Annotated in this window: 19 protein-coding genes; 13 read left to right on the forward strand and 6 right to left on the reverse strand. The window is 62.9% G+C overall.

Features of this window, described 5'->3' with window-relative positions:
• Positions 1-63 precede the first annotated feature (63 nt).
• From PMI07_RS32330 to PMI07_RS32345, 4 genes are all read left to right on the forward strand, one after another.
• Positions 64-423 (forward strand): hypothetical protein, encoded by a 360-nt coding sequence (locus PMI07_RS32330; RefSeq protein ID WP_007775249.1) that lies wholly within the window; start codon positions 64-66, stop codon positions 421-423.
• A gap of 100 nt (positions 424-523) precedes the next feature.
• Positions 524-727: a hypothetical protein gene (locus PMI07_RS32335; protein ID WP_007775256.1), complete on the forward strand. Its 204-nt coding sequence runs from the start codon at positions 524-526 to the stop codon at positions 725-727.
• A gap of 200 nt (positions 728-927) precedes the next feature.
• Positions 928-2,154 (forward strand): efflux RND transporter periplasmic adaptor subunit, encoded by a 1,227-nt coding sequence (locus PMI07_RS32340; protein WP_024164367.1) that lies wholly within the window; start codon positions 928-930, stop codon positions 2,152-2,154.
• On the forward strand, positions 2,151-5,276 hold the full coding sequence (locus PMI07_RS32345; protein WP_007757809.1) for an efflux RND transporter permease subunit: 3,126 nt from the start codon (positions 2,151-2,153) through the stop codon (positions 5,274-5,276). Before PMI07_RS32340 ends, PMI07_RS32345 begins: the two co-directional genes overlap by 4 nt.
• 48 nt (positions 5,277-5,324) lie before the next feature.
• On the opposite strand, the gene PMI07_RS32350 is transcribed toward PMI07_RS32345, so the two are convergent.
• Both PMI07_RS32350 and blaOXA read right to left on the reverse strand, forming a co-directional pair.
• Positions 5,325-6,887, reverse strand: coding sequence for a hypothetical protein (locus tag PMI07_RS32350; protein ID WP_024164368.1), 1,563 nt, complete (start codon positions 6,885-6,887; stop codon positions 5,325-5,327).
• Between the two features lie 295 nt (positions 6,888-7,182).
• Positions 7,183-8,007 carry a class D beta-lactamase gene (gene blaOXA, locus PMI07_RS32360; protein WP_007760936.1) on the reverse strand — a complete coding sequence of 275 codons (825 nt, stop codon included), beginning with the start codon at positions 8,005-8,007 and terminating at the stop codon, positions 7,183-7,185.
• Positions 8,008-8,111: 104 nt separating this feature from the next.
• Here blaOXA and PMI07_RS32365 point away from each other — a divergent pair, with 104 nt between their 5' ends.
• The 5 genes from PMI07_RS32365 (at position 8,112) to PMI07_RS35235 (ending at position 12,129) form a co-directional block, all read left to right on the forward strand.
• Positions 8,112-9,002 carry a LysR family transcriptional regulator gene (locus PMI07_RS32365; protein ID WP_007760923.1) on the forward strand — a complete coding sequence of 297 codons (891 nt, stop codon included), beginning with the start codon at positions 8,112-8,114 and terminating at the stop codon, positions 9,000-9,002.
• A gap of 140 nt (positions 9,003-9,142) precedes the next feature.
• Complete coding sequence (locus PMI07_RS32370; RefSeq protein ID WP_007760921.1) at positions 9,143-10,435, forward strand: Hsp70 family protein; 1,293 nt, start codon at positions 9,143-9,145, stop codon at positions 10,433-10,435.
• A gap of 251 nt (positions 10,436-10,686) precedes the next feature.
• Complete coding sequence (locus tag PMI07_RS32375) at positions 10,687-11,586, forward strand: uracil-DNA glycosylase (RefSeq protein ID WP_037088783.1); 900 nt, start codon at positions 10,687-10,689, stop codon at positions 11,584-11,586.
• Between the two features lie 174 nt (positions 11,587-11,760).
• Positions 11,761-11,952: a hypothetical protein gene (locus PMI07_RS32380; protein WP_007760916.1), complete on the forward strand. Its 192-nt coding sequence runs from the start codon at positions 11,761-11,763 to the stop codon at positions 11,950-11,952.
• Positions 11,953-11,979: 27 nt separating this feature from the next.
• Positions 11,980-12,129, forward strand: coding sequence for a hypothetical protein (locus PMI07_RS35235; RefSeq protein ID WP_007760914.1), 150 nt, complete (start codon positions 11,980-11,982; stop codon positions 12,127-12,129).
• 13 nt (positions 12,130-12,142) lie between these two features.
• On the opposite strand, the gene PMI07_RS32385 is transcribed toward PMI07_RS35235, so the two are convergent.
• A complete protein-coding gene (locus PMI07_RS32385; protein ID WP_007760912.1) occupies positions 12,143-13,081 on the reverse strand; it encodes a DMT family transporter in 939 nt (312 codons plus the stop codon).
• Between the two features lie 342 nt (positions 13,082-13,423).
• Here PMI07_RS32385 and pepN point away from each other — a divergent pair, with 342 nt between their 5' ends.
• A complete protein-coding gene (gene pepN / locus PMI07_RS32390; protein ID WP_007760909.1) occupies positions 13,424-16,072 on the forward strand; it encodes an aminopeptidase N in 2,649 nt (882 codons plus the stop codon).
• A 38-nt stretch (positions 16,073-16,110) separates the two neighbouring features.
• Here the strand turns inward: pepN and PMI07_RS32395 are convergent, their stop codons facing one another.
• Positions 16,111-16,830, reverse strand: a complete 720-nt coding sequence (locus PMI07_RS32395) for a hypothetical protein (protein ID WP_007760906.1) — start codon at positions 16,828-16,830, stop codon at positions 16,111-16,113.
• A 124-nt stretch (positions 16,831-16,954) separates the two neighbouring features.
• On the opposite strand from PMI07_RS32395, the gene PMI07_RS32400 reads away from it, so the two are divergent.
• A complete protein-coding gene (locus PMI07_RS32400) occupies positions 16,955-17,416 on the forward strand; it encodes a helix-turn-helix domain-containing protein (protein WP_007760889.1) in 462 nt (153 codons plus the stop codon).
• Between the two features lie 31 nt (positions 17,417-17,447).
• Here the strand turns inward: PMI07_RS32400 and PMI07_RS32405 are convergent, their stop codons facing one another.
• Positions 17,448-18,011 (reverse strand): TetR/AcrR family transcriptional regulator, encoded by a 564-nt coding sequence (locus PMI07_RS32405; protein WP_007760887.1) that lies wholly within the window; start codon positions 18,009-18,011, stop codon positions 17,448-17,450.
• A 122-nt stretch (positions 18,012-18,133) separates the two neighbouring features.
• Here PMI07_RS32405 and PMI07_RS32410 point away from each other — a divergent pair, with 122 nt between their 5' ends.
• Both PMI07_RS32410 and PMI07_RS32415 read left to right on the forward strand, forming a co-directional pair.
• Positions 18,134-19,336 carry an MFS transporter gene (locus PMI07_RS32410; protein WP_007760883.1) on the forward strand — a complete coding sequence of 401 codons (1,203 nt, stop codon included), beginning with the start codon at positions 18,134-18,136 and terminating at the stop codon, positions 19,334-19,336.
• Positions 19,337-19,499: 163 nt separating this feature from the next.
• The gene (locus tag PMI07_RS32415) at positions 19,500-21,830 is read left to right on the forward strand and encodes a PAS domain-containing sensor histidine kinase (protein WP_037088865.1); all 2,331 of its coding nucleotides are present in this window, start codon (positions 19,500-19,502) and stop codon (positions 21,828-21,830) included.
• A 36-nt stretch (positions 21,831-21,866) separates the two neighbouring features.
• Here the strand turns inward: PMI07_RS32415 and PMI07_RS32420 are convergent, their stop codons facing one another.
• On the reverse strand, positions 21,867-24,857 hold the full coding sequence (locus tag PMI07_RS32420) for a bifunctional [glutamine synthetase] adenylyltransferase/[glutamine synthetase]-adenylyl-L-tyrosine phosphorylase (RefSeq protein ID WP_024164370.1): 2,991 nt from the start codon (positions 24,855-24,857) through the stop codon (positions 21,867-21,869).
• Positions 24,858-24,883: the final 26 nt, after the last annotated feature.

Raw genomic sequence — 24,883 nt, forward strand, 5'->3', positions numbered from 1 at the left:
CGGTATCTCAATTCGCCTATCGTAAGAGGCAAGCCGGCCCCCAAAAATTAAAGGATCGCCGGCATGATCGAAAGTGTTTCGGGGGCGACCGAGGCTCCCGCACCCAGTACGCCCTCCTCCGCGCCTCATGCGCCGGTCTCCGCTGCCGCCTCCATCTCGGCGACGCTTGCGGCCGGACAGGTGGTGACGTCCTTTGCCGGCACCTGGGAAGCCGCGACACGCCACGCCGCCGAAACTTCCGCGATTTCCAGCCGCCCGGGCATCCAGCATGCACGAAGCCTGGAGGCGATCGAGGACGTGGTGGTCCGAAACCTTCTCGACAGCCTGTCGCCCGCAAGCCGCGTGGCCGGCAGTTTTTTCCTGGCCGACGGCGAGGAACCGGCACCCAGATCGCTGATCGCGACCTACTACGAAGACGTCTGACCGGAAACGCTTCGGGCGATCCGACATCACGCGAATGCGTTTCGCTGCAGGCTCCGCACAGGCCTATGATCTCCGAGCCCCCGTCCCTGGAGTTCTACCCATGACATTCGTTCGACTTGCGCTCACGGTGATCGGCGTCCTGATGGTCGTGACCGGCCTCATCTGGATCGGCCAGGGAAGCGGTGCCTTCCCCTATCCTGCCAGCAGTTTCATGATCAACCAGACGCCCTGGATCATCCGGGGCGCCGGCGTCGCGATCGTCGGCCTTGCCGTCATCTGGGGCGCCCGCCGGTTTCTCCGCTAGCTCTGGTGGGCGCGCGTACCTTGCGCAGCTAAAAGGCGAAGAAGATTAACTCCAGTTCATCTAAGCCCTTCATTACAAACCTTTAATCAGCTTTCACCGGTTCGTGAGCCGGTGGGGTAAAACCTGTCTTTTTTGCGCCGCAATATGGGCGGCTCGATGGAGTGATACCATTGGCGCAACCATAGGCGAGCGGTTACCTCATGAAGAAGATCTGGATTTTTGCTGGCGTTCTTGTTGCTGCCGGCGTAGCGGGCTGGGAGTTCCGCGATCGGCTTCCCTTTCTTTCATCCTTCATCCAGCAGGCATCCGCCGATACCGGCGATAGCCAGTCACAGGGCGCGCAACGCCGGCGCGGCGCAGGCGGTCCGCCGCCGGCGGTGAAGACGGTCGCCGCCACCCGCGCCGCCCTGCCGATGGACGTCACCGCCTCGGGTGCAGCCAATGCGGACGAGAATACGACGATCGCCGCCCAGCAGCCGGGCATCGTCGTCAGCATCGCCGCAACCGACGGCGCCTTTGTCAAGAGCGGCGACCTGATCGCCAAGCTCGACGACAGCACCGCCAAGGCCGCGCTCGACAAGGACAAGGCGCTTCTTGTCCGCGACCAGGCGACGCTCACTCAAGCCCAGACGGCGCTTGCCCGCGCCAACGACCTGCTGCGTGGCAATGCCGGTACGCAACAGACCGTGGACCAGGCGAAGGCGGCGCAGGATACCGCCGCCGCTACCGTGCAGAGCGACAATGCGGCGATTGCGTCCGACCAGATCGACATCGACCATACGGATATCCGCGCGCCCTTCGACGGCAGGCTCGGCGATATCGACATCAGCACCGGTGCCTATCTCAGCGCCGGCTCGGCAGTGGTGACGATCGCCAAATACGACCCGATCTACGTGAAATTCCATCTTCCCGAGGCCTATCTCGGCCAGCTCAAACAGGGTTCGCCGACGAATGCGGTTACGGTCGATGCCGTGCCACAGGGTGGCGGCACGCCGGCCAGGGGGACCTTGAGCTTTTTCGACAATAGCGTTGACCCCGCTTCGGGCACGATCCTCGCCAAGGCCAAGTTCGACAATCCGTCCGGCACGCTCTGGCCGGGACAATCGCTGAATGTCACCGTGCATTTCAAGAGCGACGACAAGGACATCGTGGTGCCGACGGTAGCCGTCAATCCGGGCGTAGACTCGCCGTTCGTCTACGCCGTCGGCGACGACAAGAAGGTGCATGTGATGCCGGTCACGCTGGCGCGTTCCAACGGCCCGGACACGGCGATTGCCAGCGGGCTGACCGAAGGGGCGCATGTGGTGGTCGAGGGCCAGGTGCAGCTCGTCGATGGCGCCACCGTCGTCGAGCAGTTCGGCAACGGCCAGAAGACGGCCGATGCCAAGGGCAATGATCAGCCGATCGAAGTGGGAGAGGCGCAATGATCCCCGAATTCTGCATCCGCCGCCCGGTCGCCACCACGCTGCTTGCCATCGGCGCCGTGCTCGCCGGTCTTGCCGGTTACCAGCTGCTGCCGGTTGCCGCCCTGCCGCAGATCGATTTCCCGACCATCAACGTTTCCGCGCAGCTCACCGGCGCCTCGCCGCAGACCATGGCGACGGCGGTGTCTACGCCGCTGATCAAGCAGTTCGAGACGATCCCCGGCATCAGCGAAATCAGCGCCACCAACTCGCTCGGCAATACCTCGATCGTGCTGCAGTTCGACCTCAACCGCGATATCGACGCGGCTGCGGCCGACGTGCAGGCGGCGATCTCGCATGCAACCCGGCAACTGCCGGACAACATGACGACGCCGCCGAGCTACCGCAAGACCAACCCGGCCGATGCGCCGGTCCTGCTCCTGTCGATCCGCAGCGATACGATGCCGCGCAGCAAGATCGACGAGATCGCCGAGGATGTGCTATCTCCCTCGCTCTCGACGCTGCCCGGCGTTGCGGAAGTCTCGATCTTCGGCGCCCAGACCTATGCGGTGCGTGTCGAGGTCGATCCGAACAAGCTGCAGGCCCGCAATCTCGGCGTCGACAACGTCACCAACGCGATCGCCAACGCCAACAGCCAGGCTCCGGTCGGCTCGCTCGAGAACAACAGCCAGCGGCTGACCATCAATGCCGATACCCAGCGCACCAATGCCGACCAGTTCCGTTCGCTGGTGATCGCCAGCCCGAACGGCGCGCCGGTGCATCTCGGCGATGTCGCCAACGTTCAGGACAGCGTCGAGAACCTCGATGCGGGAAGCTGGTATGACGGCAACCAGTCGATCATCCTCGCGATCCAGCGCCAGCCGGATGCCAATACGGTCGATGTCGTCGATTCGGTGCGCGCAAAACTGCCCGGCCTGTCCGCCGAGCTGCCGGCCTCGGTATCGATCAACGTCATGAACGATTCGTCGACCGCGATCCGCGCCTCGATATCGGACGTGCAGTTCACGCTAATGCTGACGATCGGTCTTGTCGTGCTGGTCATCTATCTCTTCCTCGGCCGGATCACCGCAACGCTGGTTCCGGGGCTTGCCGTGCCGCTGTCGCTGATCACCACGTTCGGCGCCATGTATGTGCTCGGCTACAGCATCGACAACATCTCGCTGCTCGGGCTGACGCTCTCCGTCGGCCTCGTGGTGGACGATGCGATCGTCATGCTGGAGAACATCATGCGGCATGTCGAGGACGGCATGCCTGTGATGCAGGCGGCGCTTACCGGCGCTTCGGAAGTCAGCTCCACGATCATTTCCATGTCGGTGTCGCTGATCGCCGTGTTCATTCCCATCCTCTTGATGGGCGGAGTGGTCGGGCGGCTGTTCAACGAGTTCGGCATGGTGGTGGCGCTCGCCATCGTTGCCTCGGCGGTCGTCTCGCTGACGGTGACGCCGATGCTGGGGTCGAAACTTTCTGACGCGCACCACCGGCCCAGCCTGATCGTGCGCATCTTCGACGCCGGCTTCTCCCGCACGCTGAAGGCATATGACCGCTCGGTCGGATGGTGCCTCCGCAACCGCGGCATCATCCTGCTCGTCTTCCTCGCCTCGGTCGGCGGTTCGGTCTACCTGTTCAAGACCTTGCCGACGAGCTTCTTCCCGCAGGAGGATATCGGCCGCCTGACGATCTCGACCCGCGCCCGCGAGGACATTTCCTATCCGGCGATGCGCGACCTGCAGGCGCAGGTGGCGACAGCGGTGCAGAAAAACCCTGCGGTCAAGCATGTGACCTCGATCGTCGGCAGCAATGGCCGCAGCTCGCTCAACAACGGCACCATCTGGGTGGAGTTGAAGGACCGCGACAAGCGTCCGCCGCTCGACCAGACACTGCGGGAGCTCAGACAGGCGACATTCAGGTTTGCCGGGATGAAAACCTTCATCACCCCGCAGCAGAGCCTGCGCTTCGGCGGCCGCGCGACGGCGAGCCAGTACCAGCTCGTGGTGCAGGCGCTGAACGCCTCGCAGACCAGCGAATGGTCGGACAAAATCCAGACAGCGATGCGCGCCGACCGGGCGCATTTCACCGACGTCACGTCAGACGCCCAGAACGACGCGATCGAAGCCAATATCAAGGTCGATCCCGAAAAGGCCGCCTCGTTCGGGATTACCGACGACGAGCTGCGCCAGACGCTGCAGATGGCCTTCGGCGGTTATACGGCGGCCGAAATCCAGTCGACCGGCGACAGTTACGACGTCATCACCGAATTCGACAATACGCAGCAATGGAACGACCAGATGCTGCAGGGTGTCAGGGTGATGTCTTCGAACGGATCGCTGGTGCCGCTTTCGAACTTCGCCACCATCGTGCGGCAGACGGCGCCCGTCACCATCAACCAGACCGGTCAGTTGGTCTCGACGACGGTGTCGTTCAACCTACCGGCCGGCGTGTCGCTCTCCGATGCGACGGCCGCGATCGACCAGATCAAGGCGAACCTGCAGATGCCGAACGACGTGTTCACCTCATACGGCGGCACGGCGCAGATCTTCCAGCAGAGCCAGGGCAATACGCCGCTGCTGATTCTGGCCGCCGTGCTCACCATCTACGTGGTGCTCGGCGTGCTCTACGAAAGCTTCATCCACCCGCTGACCATCCTGTCGGGCCTGCCGGCTGCAGCCTTCGGGGCGCTGCTGGCGCTGAAACTGTTCGGCTTCGACCTGTCGATCATCGCGCTGATCGGGCTGTTGATGCTGATCGGCATCGTCAAGAAGAACGCGATCATGATGATCGACGTGGCGGTGGAGACGATGCGCTCGAAGGGAGAGACGGCGGCGGTGGCGATCCACGAAGCCTGCGTGCGGCGTTTCCGGCCGATCATGATGACGACCTTCTGCGCGCTGCTCGGAGCGCTGCCGATTGCACTCGGCACCGGCGCCTCGTCGGAACTGCGCCAGCCGCTCGGTGTCGCTGTCGTCGGCGGGCTGATCGTTTCCCAGGCGCTGACGCTGTTCATCACGCCCGTCATCTTCGTGGAGATGGACCGGTTCGGCCGCTTCCTCGGGAGGCTTTGGACGAAGAAGGACAAGGACCTGCACGAGGCAAACGACGACGCGCCGACGGCGATTGCGGCGGAGTAAGCTCCCTTATCCTGCCGTTCCGCCCGGTGGAGGTGCTGCCCGTCCGGATCAGAGGCTGGTGACGTATCGGCCGCCTTCCCACGTGAATATGGACTGACGCTGGTACGGTTCGGTGTATCGGCCGCAGTGTATTTTCGCGGAAGCCAGCTCCGAGGGATCCGGGTGGGGGGCGGCAACCATGCCGGTGAAGCTGCAGGTCAGCTCGATCCCATAGGTGCAGGTGTAGGAGCTTCCCGAACCGGCACACGAAAAAAGCTCCGCGCCCACGAGACCTAGATTGACGGTGACCCCGTCATTCATGATCCGCCCGAAGATTTTGTTGATCTCATCGGCAATCGCCGCGCCCTCTTGGCTTCTGCCATATCCGATGTTGCACCCGAAGCGTTCCCGATTGAACTGGTGACCGCCGTCGTCGCAGCTATACTTCCTGGTGATCGCCACTTTCAACGCCTCGATCACCTCGTCGTCGCGAGGCGGGCGCTTGCCTTCAAGAGTGGCCATCTGCCGGCGGCCCTTGTCGATTTCCGCGCGGTCGACGATCTTGTGCTTCTCCACCAGGGCGAAAACGTCTGCGCAGCTCAGATCGAAGAGACCGGCCTGGAAGTTTTCGTACCTCGCCTTCTTGATGGTCCGGTACATGCCGATCTGCTTGCCTGTCACGCATTCCTCGAATGCCGCCTTCCACATCCGGGCGAATTCCGGATCGGTGGTTTCCTTGCCGGAGCAGTTGACAAGTTCCTCTCCGATATTGCCGGCCGAGCGCTTGCATGTGCTGAGGGCAGGCATTCCCAGCGGAACGCGCATGGCATCCAGATTTTCGCAGATCTTGGGGCCCGTGGCGTCGCGGCGCCAGGAAGCGGCGGCTTCCAAGGGGAACTTGCGTTCGATCATTCCATGCGCGCGACCGACGAACTGCCTGCACGAGCTGACGCTCTTAAGGAAATCGCTTCCCGTGCCGCCGCGGCCGTCGATGAACAGGATGCCGCCAAGGCACTCGGGCGTGCTGTCCGGATCAAAGTTTCTGAAGGCGCTCTCGCAGGCTTTTCTCAATAGCTGGTTGGGAATGCCTCGACCGAAGCGGGGCGTGTTGCGTGCCTCGACAATGCAGTCCATGCGCTTGCCGTAATCGGCGAGCGCCTGACACGCTTTTTCCTTGTGCTTGCGCGGGTCGTCCTCCCCTCTCGCTATCCGTTCCAGGTCTTCCTTTGACGGCGGCTTTGTCCGACTGAGTTCGAACGAACCGCAGTTCTGGATATCCCCGGTATATCGCTTGCCGTCCGGAGAGACCTGGCCGACCAGCCTCACCGGCTTGTAGCCATTGGGGTTCTGCCGCCAGCTCCCCATCGCGAGCTCGATCAGACCGTCCGGCCTCAAGTTTGCTCTTACCGTGAAGACGGCAGCGGGTTTTCTCGTGCCGGGGAGAGTGAGGGAAACCACACCTTCGCGAATCTGTCCCCGCAGCTTGAGGGTCACCGTCGCCTCCAGCCGTTCCGATGCGCAGTCGTAGCGCCCGGCCCACTCTCCGAGGATGGCATTGGCATCGGGTTCCTGACTTTGGGCCGGCATCGCCAGCGCCAGGCACACAAAGGCCGCCCAGAAGATGCACCTCATGCTCACAATAGGCTCCGATGAAACGTCGATGATGGATGGGCAGGCGTTCGCCAGGATAGGTTGCGCCGTCCCCACCGACAATTCGCCTGATGGAGCTAGGATGTCGCGGACCACCGCGTCGGCGACGAATACGGTTAGGGTAACGTTAATGACTAACCTGAATATCGAACTCCGTTTGCATTAGCCATCCCTAAAGCTTCTTATAGGTGGTGCAGCGTAGTACTGCGTACACGCTGTGGCGGTCGGGCTTGGGGGTCGCCCGGCCGCTCTCAGTTTCAGGCAAGGGGCTGGAAAATCAGAAACTTTCGGCCAGTTTCGGGAAATCGCGGATCAGCGAATCCCGCACCACGAAGCTGATCGGGTCGTTCGGATAGCGCTTGGTATCGACCAGCAGCCTTGCGAAGATGACGCGGCGCTCGTCCTTCATCGCCCAGCCGACGAACCAGCCGAGCGGGCGGTCGTAATCCACCTTGCCAGCCTTGTCACGCAGCCAGCCGGAGCCGGTCTTGCCCTGGATGTCCCAGCCGTCGCCCGCCTCGAAATGCGGCACGATCGCCAGCGTCATGTCGACCGCATGTTCGGAGATCGGCAGGCCGCCGTTCAGGAACCGGCGCAGGAACCGCACCTGCTCGTCGGCGGAAATCTTCAGCGACGACATCAGCCAGGATTCGGTCAGGCCATCGGTATTGCCCGGGCCGCCGGCGATGTCGCGATTGCCGTAACCGAAGCGCTGAACGTAATCCGCAAAGGCTTTGCTCCCGAGCTTGCGGGTGATTTCCTGCGAATACCAGACGATCGAGTCCTTTTCCCAGATCACCGGATCGACATCCTTCTTCACCCGCTCCGGCCCCTTGAACTTCTCCTGGTACTTCCAGCGCGGGTTCTGGGCATCGGTGAGGATACCGGCATCATAACCCATCATGGCCAAAGGCAGTTTGAAGGTCGACTGGGGATAAAAGCCCTGGTCGCAGGTGCCCTGACGGTAGAGCGCATCGCCGCTGTCCTCGTCGATGATGACGGTGCAGCGGATCGGATCGGCGGCACCGGCGGAGGCGCAATCAAGAAAAGTAACGGTAATTCCGAGAGAAAATGCCAGAAGAAAAGAATTTCTGAAAGCCATCGAGGTGCTCCAATTGGGGTGACACCGCTTTTCTAGGTCGGCTTGCTAGCCCCAATCAAACGATGATATCTGCGGGCAGACATGAATCAAACTAGGGCATGGCCATGGTTCGACCATATTTGCCGCTGAACGCGCTGCGGGCTTTCGAGGCGGCCGCGCGGCACCTCTCCTTCACGAGGGCGGCGATCGAGCTCTGCGTCACCCAGGCGGCCGTCAGCCATCAGGTGAAGCTGCTCGAACAAAGGCTCGGCGTGACGCTGTTCCGGCGCCTGCCGCGCGGGCTGATGATCACCGAGGAAGGACTGGCGCTGCTGCCGGCGCTGCAGGACAGTTTCGACCGCATGGCCGCCATGCTGGAGCGCTTCGAAGACGGGCATGTGCGCGAGGTGCTGAAGCTCGGCGCGGTCGGGACGCTGGCGGTCGGCTGGCTGCTGCCGCGGCTTGCCGACTTCCGGGAAAAATACCCGTTCATCGACTTGAGGCTCTCGACCAACAACAACCGCGTCGACATCGCCGCCGAAGGGCTCGACTACACGATCAAGTTCGGCAACGGCGCCTGGCACGATATCGAGGCGGAGGCGCTGTTCGAGACGCCGCTTTCCGTCCTCTGCATTCCGCCGGTCGCAAGGCAGCTCAAAACCCCGGAGGATGTCGCCCACCAGGTGCTGCTGCGTTCCTACCGCGCCGACGAATGGCCGAGCTGGTTCGAGGCGGCGCATGTCGCCCCGCCGCAAATTCGCGGCCTCGTGTTCGACAGTTCCGTGCTGATGGTCGAAGCGGCGATGCAAGGGGCGGGCGTGGCGCTCGCCCCGCCGCTGATGTTCTCCCGCCAGCTTGCCGCCGGCATGATCGAACAGCCCTTCCCGATCACCATTTCCAAGGGCAGCTACTGGCTGACCCGGCTCAAATCCCGCACCGTGACGCCGGCCATGGAAATGTTCCGCAACTGGCTTGCGGAACAGGCGGCGGAGACGCGGCGACAGCGGGAAATCTAGGGTTTGCGGGGTTGCCATCCCGTCCGCCTTGTGCGATCACGCGCCCTCTCAAAAATTCCGGGCGCCAGTAGCGCCCTTTTCGCATTCGGAGCCTCATCGCTCCGGTTCAATGATCTTCGATGGATAAAAGGAGCACGGCGATGGCACGGGCGCTCGGGCTTGATTTCGGCACGACGAATACGGTTCTGGCACTGGCGGATGGCGGCAGCACCACCCATTCGATGCGCTTCACCAGCAGCGCCGGCGAGAGCGATTCGATGCGCACCGCGCTCTCCTTCATGAAGGATCCGGTGATGGGGGCGCAGGCGCTGAAGGTCGAGGCGGGTCAGGCGGCGATCCGCCAGTTCATCGACAATCCCGGCGACTGCCGTTTCCTGCAGTCGATCAAGACGTTTGCGGCGAGCGCGCTCTTCCAGGGCACGCTGGTGTTTGCCCGCCGGCACGTCTTCGAGGACCTGATGGAGATCTTCCTGAAGCGCCTGAAGATCTATGCGGAGGACAACTGGCCGAGCGACGTGTCGCGGGTTATCGCCGGGCGGCCAGTGCATTTCGCCGGTGCCAATCCGGATCCGAAGCTTGCGACCGAGCGCTACAACGAGGCGCTGACCCGGCTCGGCTTTCCGGAAATCCACTATGTCTACGAGCCGGTCGCGGCTGCCTATTACTTCGCCCAGACGCTGAAGAGCGATGCCACCGTGCTCGTCGCCGATTTCGGCGGCGGCACCACCGACTATTCGCTGATCCGCTTCGAAACCAAGGCCGGCAAGCTGACCGCCACCCCGATCGGACATTCCGGCGTCGGCGTGGCGGGCGACCATTTCGACTACCGCATGATCGACAACCTGGTGGCGCCGGAAATCGGCAAGGGCAGCAAGTTCAAGAGTTTCGACAAGGTGCTGGACGTGCCGGCCGGCTATTACGTCAATTTCGGCCGCTGGAACCAGCTGTCGATCTTCAAGACCAGCCGCGAGTTCACCGACCTGAAGTCACTGGTGCGCTCGGCGCTGGAGCCGGACAAGCTCGAACTGTTCGTCGACCTCGTCGACCATGACGAGGGTTATCCGCTCTACCAGGCGATTTCGGCGACCAAGATGGCGCTGTCGGGCGCGGAGGAAGCGGAGTTCAATTTCGCGCCGCTCGGCAAGGCGGGCCGCAAAATGGTGAAGCGCACGGATTTCGAAAGCTGGATCGCCGAAGACCTCGGCCGTATCGAGGGCGCGCTGGACGAGGTGCTGGAAAAAACCGGCACCGCGCCTGCCGAGATCGACAAGGTGTTCCTCACCGGCGGCACCTCCTTCGTGCCGGCCGTGCGCAGCATCTTCACGCGGCGATTCGATGCCGGCAAGATCGAGAGCGGCGGCGAACTTTTGTCGATCGCCCACGGCCTGGCGCTGATCGGCGAGAGCGACAATATCGCGCAATGGGCGGCTTGAGGGCGGCGTACTCCCGCTGATCTCCCCCCTTGAGGGGAGATGTCACCGAAGGTGACAGAGGGGGTAGCGACGGTGCGGCAAAACATTCGGCCAGAGAATATGCGGAGAGGTTACCCCCCTCTGCCCTGCCGGGCATCTCCCCCTCAAGGGGGGAGATCGGCTAGCCGCGCCGTCTCCGTCCACATCCCATCGCCCATTCGGGCCCAAAAGCGGTTCCCTCTTCGTTGCGACATGCTGTAGTGTGAACGATGATGAACATCGCCAAAGACATGGACGCCCCTGAACTCGCCGCCCTTCTGCATTTCTATGCGGATGCGGGTGTCGAGTGGCTTGTCGAGGACGACCCTGTCGACCGGTTCGCGCAGTTTGCGGCCCAGAAAGCGGCACAGGCTGAGGCGAGAGCCCCGGCATCTTCGCGGCAGCAGCAGCCGGCCCAGAACGAGCCCGCCCCCACGTCCCGAGCGGCGGCATCGACGCCAAAACGCACTGCCCCAACGGCACGCGCCGCGGCCCCACCACCCGCTTCCGCGCCCGTATCGGTGCCCGACGAGCAGGCGGTCGCCTCGGCGCGGTTTGCGGCGGAAAGCGCCCGCTCGCTCGACGAACTCAAGACGGCGCTCGAAGCCTTCAACGGCTGCAACCTGAAGAACGGGGCGCGCAACACCGTGTTTGCGAGCGGCAATCCTGCGTCCGGCATCATGGTGATCGGCCCGATGCCGAATGCCGACGACGACCGCGACGGCGTTCCTTTCGCCGGCCGGCAGGGGCAGCTGCTCGACCGCATGCTTGGCGCAACCGGCCTTGCCCGCGACGCCGTTCTGCTCACCAACGTCATCCCCTGGCGGCCGCCGGGCAACCGCATGCCGTCGCAGGCGGAAATGGATATCTGCCGACCGTTCCTGGAGCGCCAGGTGGCGCTCGCCGAACCGAAACTGCTGCTGCTGCTCGGCAACTTTCCGGCGCGTTTCTTCTTTGGCGGCAATGGCACGATCCATTCGATGCGCGGCGAATGGCGCGATCTCTCCTTCGGCGGGCTGACCGTGTCGGCGATCGCCACCCTGCACCCGCAGGAATTGCTGGCGGCACCTGCCAACAAGGCGCTGGCCTGGCAGGATTTGCTGATGTTCAAAATGCGGCTTTCCGGGCGCTGACTGCCCGCATTCGGGCAGAACTGCCCAAAATTTGCGTAGGGTTACGGAAATATGAAGACTGCCATGCAAATCACGCATGGCAGCGCAGCGTTTCGTTGCATTGCAGAATCGATGTTGCGCTGCAATATTAGAGCTGTGTCTTGGGAGGAATTCTAGGTTTAAGGAACCAAGGCCATGACTACCCGCTTCCGCCCGATCCATTCGGGTTTCGAAACTCTTCGCATCGCCGGCCTGTCGCCGCGATCGACGAAGGGTTATCACCATTTCGGCTCTGCGACGAACGAACAGCTTACCTCCCGCGCCATGGCGCGTCCGGTCGGCATCACCCGTCCGGCTGCGGTCTTTGCCGATTTCCGCGAACGTTGATCGCGCGACACCAAGGAAGCATCAGCCATGACGGCTATTCTCCACCCGATCCGTACCCTGCGTGAGAACTTTTCTCACATCGGCGCTGCCGTGAACGCCTCGCGTGAATACAGCCGCGCGGGTGCTGCCCGCGCCTGCGCCGAGACCAATCCGGTCACCGCGGCCATCCCGCTTTAAACACCCGGCCTGATCAAGCCCCGGGCGGCGAAGCCTTGCGCGCCGCCTTCCGCTCGAGCCCCAGCTGGTGCTCGCGGTAGATGATGAAAATCCCCGCCGATACCGTGATCGCCGTTCCGACCAGCATGGTCGCCGTCGGCACGTCCCCGAACAGAACAAAGGCAATGCCGATCCCGAGCAGGATCGAAGTGTATTCGAACGGCGCAACCGTCGAGACATCGGCATTGCGATAGCTCTCGGTCAGCAGGATCTGCCCGAGGCCGCCGCAGAAACCGGAGCCGACCAGGAACAGCTTTTCGGACATCGTCAGCGCCGCCCAGCCGAAGGGCAGGCTCGCAAGAGAAAACAGCGCACCCGACAGCGAGAAATAAAGCACGATCGTCGCCGTCTTTTCGGTGCGCACGAGCTGGCGTGTCTGGATCATCGCGAAGCCGGCCAGCACCGCCGAGAGGATGACCGAAGCGGCGCCAACCGCCTGTTCCGACCCCATGCCGCCCTGTTCGAACATGGTGAGCTTTGGCCAGGAAATGATCACCACACCGACCATGCCGATCATGACCGCCGTCCAGCGGTAGATGCGCACCGTCTCTTTCAGAAAGATTGCCGCGAAGACGACCGCCAGCAGCGGCGAGGAATAACCGATCGCGATGGCATCCGGCATCGGCAGGTGCACGAGGCCGTAAAAGCCGAAAACCATCGAGAGAATGCCGAGAAAGCCGCGCTTCACATGGCCGGTCAGGCTATCGGTGTGGAAAGCGCCGCGCAATTCGCCCTGGAAGGCGAGATAGGCCATGATCGGCACGAGCGCGAAGGCGGAACGGTAGAAGGTGATCTGTCCGGCCGGGATATCGGGACCTGCGGATTTGATACAGGTCTGCATCATCACGAAGATCACCACGGAGGTGACTTTGAACATGATCCCGCGCAGGGGATTCAGGGCATCGGCGGACATCAACAACTCATGGGGATTTAAGGGGGGATTTTAGGCGGAAATCCAGTCCGCGCTGACAGGGCGCTTGGAGAGACAATGGGGGAAGATTCAGTTTGACGACAAAGTAACGGAAAAGTGGCATGAGCGGGATCAAAACTGATGATAGGTCGATCAATATCCGTGACCTCGTGAAAGATTGCGCGAAATATACCAGAATGAAATCGAGCTTTATTTTAGCCAAAGTTTCAACAATCGTTTAGCATTGCGTGCAATTATCCGCGCGGCGACGGGTGTGTGCCAATTCGAAGGGAATGCCCGCGGGGGCTCCCGATACCAATTTGAAGACCCGGTTCAGGAAGCAACATGCGAACAGATACGGGCCAGATCGTTCATCTGGCAGATTACCGCCCCACCGACTTCGTCCTGGAACGCGTCGATCTGACCTTCGAGCTCGACCCCACCAATACAAAGGTTGATGCGCGGCTGATCTTCCACCGGCGCGAAGGTGTCGATCCGTCTGCGCCGCTGGTGCTGGATGGCGACGAATTGACGCTGTCCGGACTGCTGCTCGACCAGAACGAGGTTCCCGCGGCGCAGTACGATGCGACGCCGGAGAGCCTGACGATCCGCGACCTGCCGGCCGAATCTCCGTTCGAAATCACCGTCACCACCTTCATCAACCCGGAAGCCAACAGCCAGTTGATGGGTCTCTACCGGACCAACGGCGTCTACTGCACCCAGTGCGAGGCCGAAGGCTTCCGACGCATCAGCTATTTCCCCGACCGGCCGGACGTGCTGGCGCCCTATACGATCACCATCATCGGCGACAAGGCCGCCAATCCGGTCATGCTGTCGAACGGCAATTTCCTCGGCGGCGCCGGTTACGATGAAGGCCGCGCGTTTGCCGCCTGGTTCGACCCGCATCCGAAGCCGAGCTATCTGTTCGCATTGGTCGCCGGCGATCTGGGCGTGGTCGAGGACACGTTCGTCACCATGTCCGAGCGCGAGGTGACGCTGAAGATCTATGTGGAGCACGGCAAGGAAGCTCGCGCGGCCTATGCCATGGACGCGCTGAAACGGTCGATGAAATGGGACGAGGAGCGGTTCGGCCGCGAATACGACCTCGACATCTTCATGATCGTCGCCGTGTCGGACTTCAACATGGGGGCCATGGAGAACAAGGGCCTCAACGTCTTCAACGACAAATACGTGCTCGCCGACCCGGAAATCGCGACCGACCAGGATTACGCGAATATCGAGGCGATCATCGCTCACGAATATTTCCACAACTGGACCGGCAACCGCATCACCTGCCGCGACTGGTTCCAACTCTGCCTGAAAGAAGGCCTGACGGTCTATCGCGACCACGAGTTCTCCGCCGACCAGCGTTCGCGCGCGGTCAAGCGCATCGCGGAAGTGCGGCACCTGAAATCGGAACAATTCCCGGAAGATGCCGGTCCGCTCGCGCATCCGGTCCGCCCGACCAAATACCGCGAGATCAACAATTTCTACACGACGACCGTCTACGAAAAGGGTTCGGAAGTCACCCGCATGATCGCCACGCTGCTTGGCCGCGACGACTTCAAGGCGGGAATGGACCTCTATTTCGAGCGCCATGACGGCCAGGCCGCGACGGTCGAGGATTTCGTCAAGTCGTTCGAGGATGCGAGCGGCCGCGACCTGACCCAGTTCTCGCTCTGGTACCACCAGGCCGGTACGCCCTTGGTCACCGTGTCGAGCGATTACGACCAGGCAAGCGGCACGTTCACGCTGTCGCTCGAGCAGATGATCCCGGCCACCCCCGGCCAGACGGCCAAGGAGCCGATGCATATCCCGCTCTCCTTCTCGCTCATTCTCGACAACGGCTCGGCTGCGGTGCCGACCAAGGTCGCGGGCGGCGAGGTGACCGGCGAGGTGCTGCACCTGACCGAACGCCGGCAGACCTTTACCTTCTCGGGCATTTCCTCCCGTCCGGTCCTGTCGCTCAACCGGTCGTTCTCGGCGCCGATCAACCTGCATCTTGACCAGACGCCGGCCGATCTTGCCCATATCGCCCGCCACGACACGGATCTCTTTGCACGCTGGCAGGCGCTGACCGATCTTGCCCTGCCCAACCTGATGCAGGCAGCGCGCGACGCCCGCGAAGGCAAGGCGATCACCTGCGATCCGGCTTTCGCCGCAGCCCTTCTCGAAGCCGCCGGCGACGAGACGCTGGAGCCGGCCTTCCGCGCCCAGGCGCTGACGCTGCCGAGCGAGGCGGACATCGCCCGCGAACTCGGCGGCAACAACGATCCGGATGCGATCCATGCGGGCCGCAATGCCATTCTTTCGGAGATCGCCAAGGCCGGAACCAAGACCTTCCAAAGCCTGTTCGACGCGATGAAGGTCGAAGGCACCTTCACGCCGGATGCGGCAAGCGCCGGCAAGCGTTCGCTGCGCAACACAGCGCTGTCCTATCTCACCTATGCGGAAGGAACGCCGGCCCGCGCCGCCGCTGCCTTCGCATCCGCCGACAACATGACCGACCTCGCCCAGGCGCTGGCCGTTCTCACCCACCGTTTCCCGGACGCACCGGAAGCGGCCGATGCGCTCGCCACGTTCCTGACGCGCTTCGACGGCAACCCGCTTGTCATCGACAAGTGGTTCTCAACCCAGGCGACTATTCCCGGCGAAGGCGCGCTTGCCCGCGTCAAGGCGCTGATGGAAAATCCGCGCTTCATCGCCACCAATCCGAACCGGGTGCGTTCACTGATCGGCACGTTCGCCTTCGGCAACCCGACCGGCTTCAACCGCGCCGACGGCGAAGGCTACCGGTTCCTGGCCGAGCAGATCCTGGCGATCGATCCGCGCAATCCGCAGCTCGCCGCCCGCATCCTCACCTCGATGCGCTCCTGGCGGTCGCTGGAGCCGCAGCGTGCCGACCACGCCCGCGCTGCTCTGTCGACCATCGAGCACGCGGCGACGCTCTCGACCGACGTGCGCGACATCGTCGAGCGGATGCTGAAGGGCTGATGCTCAACGACGCCTGACCGCGACTGCCGAGCGACCATTTACTCCACGTCGATGGTGTGGATATCGATGGCAACGGCGACGCGGTCGAGCAGCGGCTTGTTGTCCAGGCCGACCGCATAAACGCGGCGTTTCGTCGGGTAGATGAGTCCATCGAAGGTCTTTGGTTCGCTGGCATAATTCGCGCTCGACGTTCCGCCCATGATCTCAACGCTGTAGTCGTGTCGGCGGAGAAGACCGGAGACGTCGAAATAGAATGTCTGTTCGGTGGAATGGCTGTGGACGCCCGGCGGGAAAGTTACCTTCAGTCGCCGCCACGTCTCGCCGTTTTCGTCCCACGGCTCGACTTCTTCGACCTCGAAGCCTGGCAGCCTGAACAGGAACGGCGTGGTCAGGTAGGTCCACATCGCATAGCCCGAGAAATAGATCAGGTTCTGGGCGTCCCAAGGTGTCATCACCACGTGACCTTCGAAAGCTTCTCTCGGCCGCTGGCGCTCTTCGATAAGCTCGCCGTCATCGGTAACGATGGCCGTCCGCTCCGGCTCGTAAACGCTGTGCCGCCCCACGTCGACAAACGGCGAGAATTCGACGTGCTGGCGATGCGTCTCGATCGTCACGCGGGCGTTGGCGAACACGTCCGGCCAGCCCTTTACATGCCACATGGCCCCGCCGACGGAAACATGCGCCGTCAGTTTCCGAAGCTGCTGCCAGCGCTCCCAGCCGCCATGGGCTGCAATGGCAAGATCCACGAGTTCATTCATCTTTGATATCTCCGAGAAAGGTTTGCATCCGGCTTCAATGGTTTAATTTTGAAACCTATCGACAGGCTGATCCATATGGTTTAACTTTGCAACCAATATTTCCGACCCCTATGCGGAGAGCGCGATGAAGGGAAAGAAGACTGACCTGACCGATGCCAATTGCGGCATTGCGCGCACGCTTCAGATCATCGGGGACTGGTGGACACTTCTCATTGTCCGGGATGCCTTTCACGGACGCCAGCGGTTTGGTGAATTCCAGAAGAGCCTTGGCCTTGCCAAGAACATCCTGTCCTCGCGACTGAAAAAGCTCGTCGAGGATGGCATATTCGCGCTCGAGCCTGGCAGCGGCTCGGCCTCAAGTCACCGCTATGTGCTGACCCCGAAGGGTGAGCAGCTCTGCACCGTGCTCGTCGCACTCTGGCAATGGGGCGAAGAAAACTGTTTCGAACCCGGCGAACTCACATACGCCATGGTGGACAAGCCGGACAGGCAGCCACTCGCCCGGCTGCAATTGAAGGCGCAGGACGGACGCGTTCTCGGGCCGCGCGATTTTCGCATGGTCGCAAAGGAGGCAACCACGTCCTAGCCTGCCTAGGGGGCCGCTTGTGGTACCGGCTTCAAGCGCCGGCGCATTTTTCCAGAAAACGGGAAACCAGCGAGCGGCAATAGTCGGGAGTCAGCGCGCGGTCGCCGAACAGGATGTGGTAGATGATCGGCGCGACGACGAAGTCGATCGCTTCGCTCACATCGAAGGCCGTCTCGCCCCTGGTCAAGGCGCGCTCGCGCAACGTCTCCAGGTGATCATAGGTGAACTGGCAGCAGCGGCCCGCCGCGTCGCCTTCCATGCTGCCCAGCACGTCCGCCAGCATCGAGCGCCCGACCTTGGACGACATCTCCTCCGCATATTGCAGAATGAAGGTCTCGATGTCGCTTCCCATCGCGCCGGTATCTTCCGGGTCGGCGACGGGCCGCATACGGGCGACCGCGACATCCGCCAGCAGTTCGGACAGATCGCCCCAGCGGCGATAGATGGTCGACGGCGTCACGCCGGATTTTTCCGCAATCATCGGCACCGTGATCTCGCCGCGATCCATGGTCTTCAGAAGATCCTGGACCGTGCGATGCACTTCCGACTGGATGCGGGCACTGCGCCCGCCCTGGCGCACCATTTCCCTGGCCATTTTGTTCTCCTTGCCGGCACGTCGCCGGAAATATCAAATCTCTTAATGCAAAGATATTGCATTAATCCAGGAATGCAACTATATGCGGCTAACGCTAAAAAATTGCATTAAGGTGAAACGCCATGAGCAATATCCTCTCCGCCTCCCCTTCGCCCTCCGCGCTGAGGATGACGGCCTACAGTTTCCTCGGCGCCGTCCTGATCTCCGCGACCAGCAGCGCGCCGACGCCGCTCTACCATCTCTACCAGGAGCTCTTCCATCTCTCGCCGGCGATGATCACCCTGATCTTCGGCTCCTACTCCTTCGCGCTGCTCGCAGCGCTTCTGACCGTCGGCGGGCTTTCGGACTATCTCGGACGCCGCCCGCTGATCCTGCTGGCGCTGATCTTCAACGCCGCGGCGCTGATCGTCTTCATGGTGGCGGAATCCGGCACGATGCTGCTCATTGGCCGTATCGTGCAGGGTTTTGCAACCGGCATCGCCTTCCCGACCTTCGGCGCGACGATCCTCGATACCGACAAGCGGAGAGGCTCGATGCTCAACAGCATCACCGCCTTTCTCGGCCTGATGATCGGGACGCTGGCCGGCGGCACGCTCGTCGCCTTCGCGCCTGAGCCGACACATCTCATCTATGCGCTGCTGTTTCTCGTGACGCTCGCCGGCATCGTCGTGCTTGCCTTCATGCCGGAGACCATCACCGGACGACCGGGGGCTTTGGCCGCCATGCGCCCGCATATCAGCGTGCCGCAGCGGGCCCGTGCGACGCTTCTGAAAGTCACGCCGGTCAATGTCGCCGGCTGGTCGCTCGGGGGCTTCTATCTGTCGCTGATGCCGACTCTGGTGGCTGTCACGACCGGCATCACCTCGCCCTTCGTCGGCGGCACGGTCGTCGCGACGCTGATGCTCAGCGCCACCGCCTCGGTCTTCGTCTTCCGCACATGGGCGCCGCAGCGGGTTCTTTTCACCGGCGCGACCGCGCTGATGATCGGCGTGCTGATCACGCTCTCCGGTGTGCATCTGCAGGCGGTCGGGCTTCTCTTCCTCGGCACGGCGGTGGCCGGTCTCGGGTTCGGATCGATCTTCTCGAACATTCTGAAGATCGTCCTGCCGCTTGCCGAGAGCCACGAAAGAGCCGGCCTGTTTGCGGCCTTCCTGGTGGAAAGCTACCTCGCCTTCTCGATCCCGGCGATTGCCGCAGGACTGATCGCCCCCACGCTCGGCCTCTCCAATACCGCCTATGTCTATGGCGGTGCAATCATCACGCTGGCAGTGATTTCGATCGCGGCTACCCGCACCAGCCTTGCCGAAAGCCCAGCCGCTTCTTGAGGCGGCCGATTTGCCGCCTGCGCGGACTCTTCCGATTCGCAATTGAATCAAATCGTTAAAAAAATCTTAGCAAGCCTCTGGACACGAAGAATCACTAATGATTCATTGAGTCAGGTTCGCGCGAGCGGCGCGTCGAATCACCATGAGGGACACAATGAAAACCATGTCGGACGTGCAGCGGGCAACCGCGGCCGAGGGGCGGCTGCGTCTTAAATTTCCGAGCTTTGGAAGTTTGCGGCGGGCCATTCCGGACGAGCCGCGGCTCTCCGTCAAGCCCATCGCGCGGCAGTTGCCGCGCGTCGAGCTCGTTCTCAAGCGTTCGATCCCTCTTCTCATCATCGCATTCCTGACCGTCGTCGCCGCCTCGCGCATTCTCGGCATCGTTTCGGAATATACGCGGATGGAAAATGCCGCACGGCAGGCGACCGCGCTGATGGCAGCCACGGCAAACGCTGCCTTCTCCGACGATGCGACGGCGCTCATCGGGCACGACCGCGCCGCCGCGGAAAAACGCCTTGGCTCGTTCCTGCCGCAGGAACAGCTGGAGACGGATGCCTTTTTCCTCTTCGTCGACGAAACCGGCCGCATTTTCGGCGGCACCAAGCAGGCGGCCGCCTATATCGGCAGGCGCCTGACTTCCGTCCTGCCGGAAACCGCGGCGCTCAGGCGATTCGGCGACGAGAGCGGCGTGATCGAGACCTATTTCGGTGAGATCCCGCATTACGCGGCCATCGAGACAGTCGGCAGCGAAGGCGCGCTGGTCGTAGCGGCCTATTCGCTGGAGAGCATCAATCTGGCATGGCGTCACGACGTATCGCTCAACGTCACGCTTTTCACCGGCATTTCGGCGATCCTCCTGATCATCCTCTATGCCTATTACATGCAGGTGAAACGCGCCCGCGAGGCCGACGAGACCTTCGTCGAATCCAATCTGCGCATCGAGACGGCGCTGTCGCGCGGCCGTTGCGGGCTGTGGGATTTCGACGTTACCAACCGGCGGCTGTTCTGGTCCGGATCGATGTACGAGATGCTCGGCCTGCCGCCCGCCGGCAACGTCATCTCCTTTACCGACGCGGCGCGGATGATGCATCCGACCGACGGCAATATCTATGCGCTCGCCCGCGCCATCAGCCGCGGCAATGCCAAGCAGGTCGACCAGGTCTTTCGGATGCGCCATGCGGCCGGCCACTATGTCTGGATGCGCGCCCGCGCCCAGCTGGTGAAGACCGGCCAGGGCCGCACCCATGTCATCGGCATCGCCATGGACGTCACCGAGCAGCACCGCCTCGCCCAGCGTTACGCTGAAGCCGACCAGCGTCTTGCGGATGCGATCGAGTGCACCTCGGAAGCTTTCGTGCTGTGGGACAAGAACGACCGGCTGGTGATGTGCAACACCCATTTCCAGCAGGCTTACGGCCTGCCCGACAGCGTGCTGGTGCCCGGCACGGAACGGCACGCCGTCAATTCAGCTGCCGCCCGCCCGGTGATCGAACGCCGTGTCGCCGATCCGGACGGCAGCGGCCTTTCGCGCACCACCGAAGTGCAGCTCGCGGACGAGCGCTGGCTGCAGATCAACGAGCGCCGCACCCGCGACGGCGGCCTGGTCTCGGTCGGCACCGACATCACGCTTCTGAAGCGCCACCAGGAGCGGCTGCGCGACAGCGAGCGCCGGCTGATGGCGACGATCGGCGACCTTTCCTCCTCGCAAAAGAAGCTGGAACGCCAGAAGTCCGAGCTTTCGGTCGCCAACGCCAATTACCAGGCGGAAAAGGAACGTGCCGAGGCCGCCAACAAGGCCAAGTCAGAATTCCTCGCCAACATGTCGCACGAGCTCAGGACACCGCTCAACGCGATCCTCGGCTTCTCGGAAATCCTCGCCAACGGCATGTTCGGGCCGCTCGGCTCGCCGAAATATTCTGAATATTCCAAGGACATCCACGACAGCGGCAAACACCTGCTCAACGTCATCAACGATATCCTCGACATGTCGAAGATCGAGGCCGGCCATATGCGCATCCAGTGCGAGGCGGTCGACCTGAAACCGCTGATCGAGGAAAGCCTCAGGCTGACCACGATTTCCGCTCAGGACAAGGAGATCGCCATCCATCAGCGCCTGTGCGACAGCCTCAACATGGTGGCCGATCGCCGCGCGCTGAAACAGGTAATGCTCAACCTTCTCTCAAACGCGGTGAAATTCACCAATCACGGCGGCAGGATCGAGCTGCGTGCGCGCAAACTGGAAAAAGGCGTGCTGCTGACGATCGCCGATACCGGCATCGGCATTCCAACCGAAGCGCTCAACAAGATCGGCCAACCCTTCGAACAGGTGCAGAGCCAATATGCCAAGAGCAAGGGCGGCTCCGGCCTCGGGCTTGCCATCTCCCGCTCGCTGATCGGCCTGCACGGCGGCACGATGCGCATCCGCTCGAAGGTCGGCGAAGGCACGGTCGTCTCGCTCCACATCCCCGACCAGCCGCTGCCGGTGGCGCGGTAGCGCTCGGCCGCCTGAGGCACGGCGGGGCTTATGCCTTCAGCTCACCCTGACTTTCTGCCCGGGATTGGGGCCTGTCACCTTTCCCACAACGGTCTGAAACACCTCCCGCACCGCCGTCGACAGCCGCTTGACTTCCCCCTCCAGCGTCCGAATGTCCGGGCAGCCACCTGCCCTGCAGACGCGCTCGACAAGCCCTGAGGGTGCATCAGCCAGATCGAACGGCCCGTCAACGCAAAGCCGGACGATCTGGGAGAGTTCGGTGAACAGCCGCAGCGCCCCCACGCAGATATCGAGATCGCCGGGCTTCATCAGCTTGTCACCGAGCGCCTTCAAGGCGTCCTCGGTGCTGAACCCGTAGGTATCCGGCGCAACGCCTTTGGCCGGCGCGATCAGGCGCAGATACTGGGCGATGAACTCGATATCGATCAGGCCGCCGGGGATGAGCTTGAAATCCCAGATATCGCGCGGCGGCTTTTCCGTCTCGATCAGCGCACGCATCTCGGCGACGTCCTTGGCGATCTTCGCGATATCGGGCTTCACCGACAGCACTTCTCCGATCAGGCCCTTCGCCTCCTCGACGAGGCTTTCGTCGCCGCAGAGCAGCCGGGCACGGGTGAGGGCCATATGTTCCCAGGTCCAGGCCTCTTCGCGTTGGTACTTGCCGAAAGCATTGATGCGCGTGGCGACCGGCCCCTTGTTGCCCGAGGGCCTGAGCCTCAGGTCGACCTCGAAGATCACCCCTTCCGCCATCGGCGCCGAAAGGGCCGCGATCAGCCGCTGCGTCAGGCGGGTGAAATAGCGGGTGGAATCGAGCGGCTTGTCGCCATCGCTTTCCATCCCCTCACCGTCGTAGTCGTAGAGCAGGATGAGATCGACGTCGGAACCGGCGGTCAGCTCGAAACTGCCGAGCTTGCCCATGCCCATGACGGCGACGCGGCCGCCCGGATAGGTGCCGTGGGCACTGCGGATTTCCGCGATGACCGCCTTCAGGGCGGCATCGATCAAGAGGTCGGCGAGATGGGTGAAGGCCCGCGAGGCCTGGGCACCCGAGATCGCCCCCGTCAGCAGCCGGATACCGATCAGAAACCGCTGTTCGGCAGCAAAGATGCGCAGCCGGTCGAGCTTTTCCTCGTAGTGCCGGGCACCGGTCAGGAAGTTGGTCAGGCGATAGGAGAGATAGTCGCGGGTCGGCAGTTCGGCCATCAGGCCGGGATCCAGCATGCCGTCGAAGACATGCGGCTTGGAGGCGATGATATCGGCAAGCCGCGGCGCCGAGGACATGATGGTGACGATCAGCGCCAGGAGCGGCGGATTGTTGCCGATCAGCGAGAAGAGCTGGATGCCGGCAGGCAGGCCCTTCAGGAAACTGTCGAAGCGCAGCAGCGCCTCGTCGGCGCGCTTGCTCTCGCCGAAGGCCTGCAGCAGCGCCGGCATCAGCTCGGTCAGCCGCTCGCGCGCCTCGGCCGACTGGGTGGCGCGATAGCGGCCGTAGTGCCAGGTGCGGATGACGCGGGAGATGTCGGCCGGCCGTTCGAAGCCGAGCGAGGCGAGCGTCTTCAGCGTGCCCGGATCGTCCTGCTGGCCAGTGAAGACAAGGTTGCCGTCACCGCTGGACAGCTTTGCCTCCTGCTCGAAGAGCCGCGCATAACGTTTTTCGACGGTCTTCAGAACCTCTTCAAGCCTTGCGGAAAAACCGGCGGTGTCGGCAAAACCGAGCATGAAGGCGATGCGCTTCAGTTCGGCATCGGTTTCCGGCAGGTTATGAGTCTGCTCGTCGCGCACCATCTGGATGCGGTGTTCGACATCGCGCAGGAACCAGTAGGCCTCCGTCAGTTCGGCGGCGATCTCGGACGTGATCCATCTCGCCTCGGCGAGTGCGGCAAGCGCCACTTCCGTATCTCGGGCGCGCAGCGGCGGCATGCGGCCGCCGGCGATCAGCTGCTGGGTCTGGGCGAAAAACTCGATCTCGCGAATGCCGCCTCGGCCGAGCTTGACGTCATGGCCCTTCACGGCGATCGCGCCATGGCCCTTGTGAACATGGATCTGACGCTTGATCGAGTGGATGTCGGCGATCGCCGCATAGTCGAGATATTTGCGGAACACGAAGGGCGTCAGCAGGCGCATGAAATTTTCGCCCGCCGCAATGTCGCCAGCGATCGGCCGCGCCTTGATGAAGGCCGCCCGCTCCCAGTTCTGGCCCCTGCCCTCGTAATAGATCAGCGCCGCATCGAGCGAGACGGCGAGCGGGGTGGAGCCGGGATCCGGCCGCAGGCGCAGGTCGGTGCGGAACACGTAACCGTCGGCCGTGCGTTCCTGCAGGATGCGGATCAGGCGGCGCATCATCCGGCCATAGACTTCCGACCCGTCGAGTGGATCGGTGAGGATGCCGGTTTCGGGGTCGAAGAACACGACGATATCGATGTCAGAGGAATAGTTGAGCTCGCGGCCGCCGAGCTTGCCCATGCCGAGCACGATCAGGCCCGAGCCCTTGCTCGGCTCGTCCAGGTCGGCGAGTTTCAGCTTGCCGCTGTCATGACCGGCGACCAGAAGATGGTCGATCGCAGCGGCGACGGAGGCTTCAGCAAGCAAGCTCAGCCAGCGTGTCGTGTCCTTCGCGGAAAAGATGCGGGCGAGATCGGCGAGCGCGACGAGGAAGCTCAAGGCCCGCTTGGTGGCCCGCAGCGCCGTCATTACCTCGTTTTCGGACGGCGCCTTGCCGTCCTTCTTCTCCCAGGCCCGCCGCGCCGTTTCGACCAGCCGGTTGAGCGCCGGCTCCAGCGGCTCGGTGATCGCGGTCACAAGAAGCTTTGGCGAGATGACCGCCGTGTCGCGCAGATAGGGCGAGAGGGTAAAGGCCGTGACGATGAAGCCCTTGAGCGCGCTGTCCTTGCCAAGCAGTGCCGCGACCGAGGGTTCGGACTTGCCGATATCCTTCAGGACAGCCATCGCCGCCTTGGCTTCCGTCTGGTTCAGCGGACGGATCCCCCCCGCCTTCACCGTATCGAGCCGGTTTCCGGTCTCCGACACTGGCACCTCCCGTGATTCTTCCCTGG

The organism is Rhizobium sp. CF080, assembly GCF_000282095.2.
In the GTDB taxonomy this organism is placed as follows: Bacteria; Pseudomonadota; Alphaproteobacteria; order Rhizobiales; family Rhizobiaceae; genus Neorhizobium.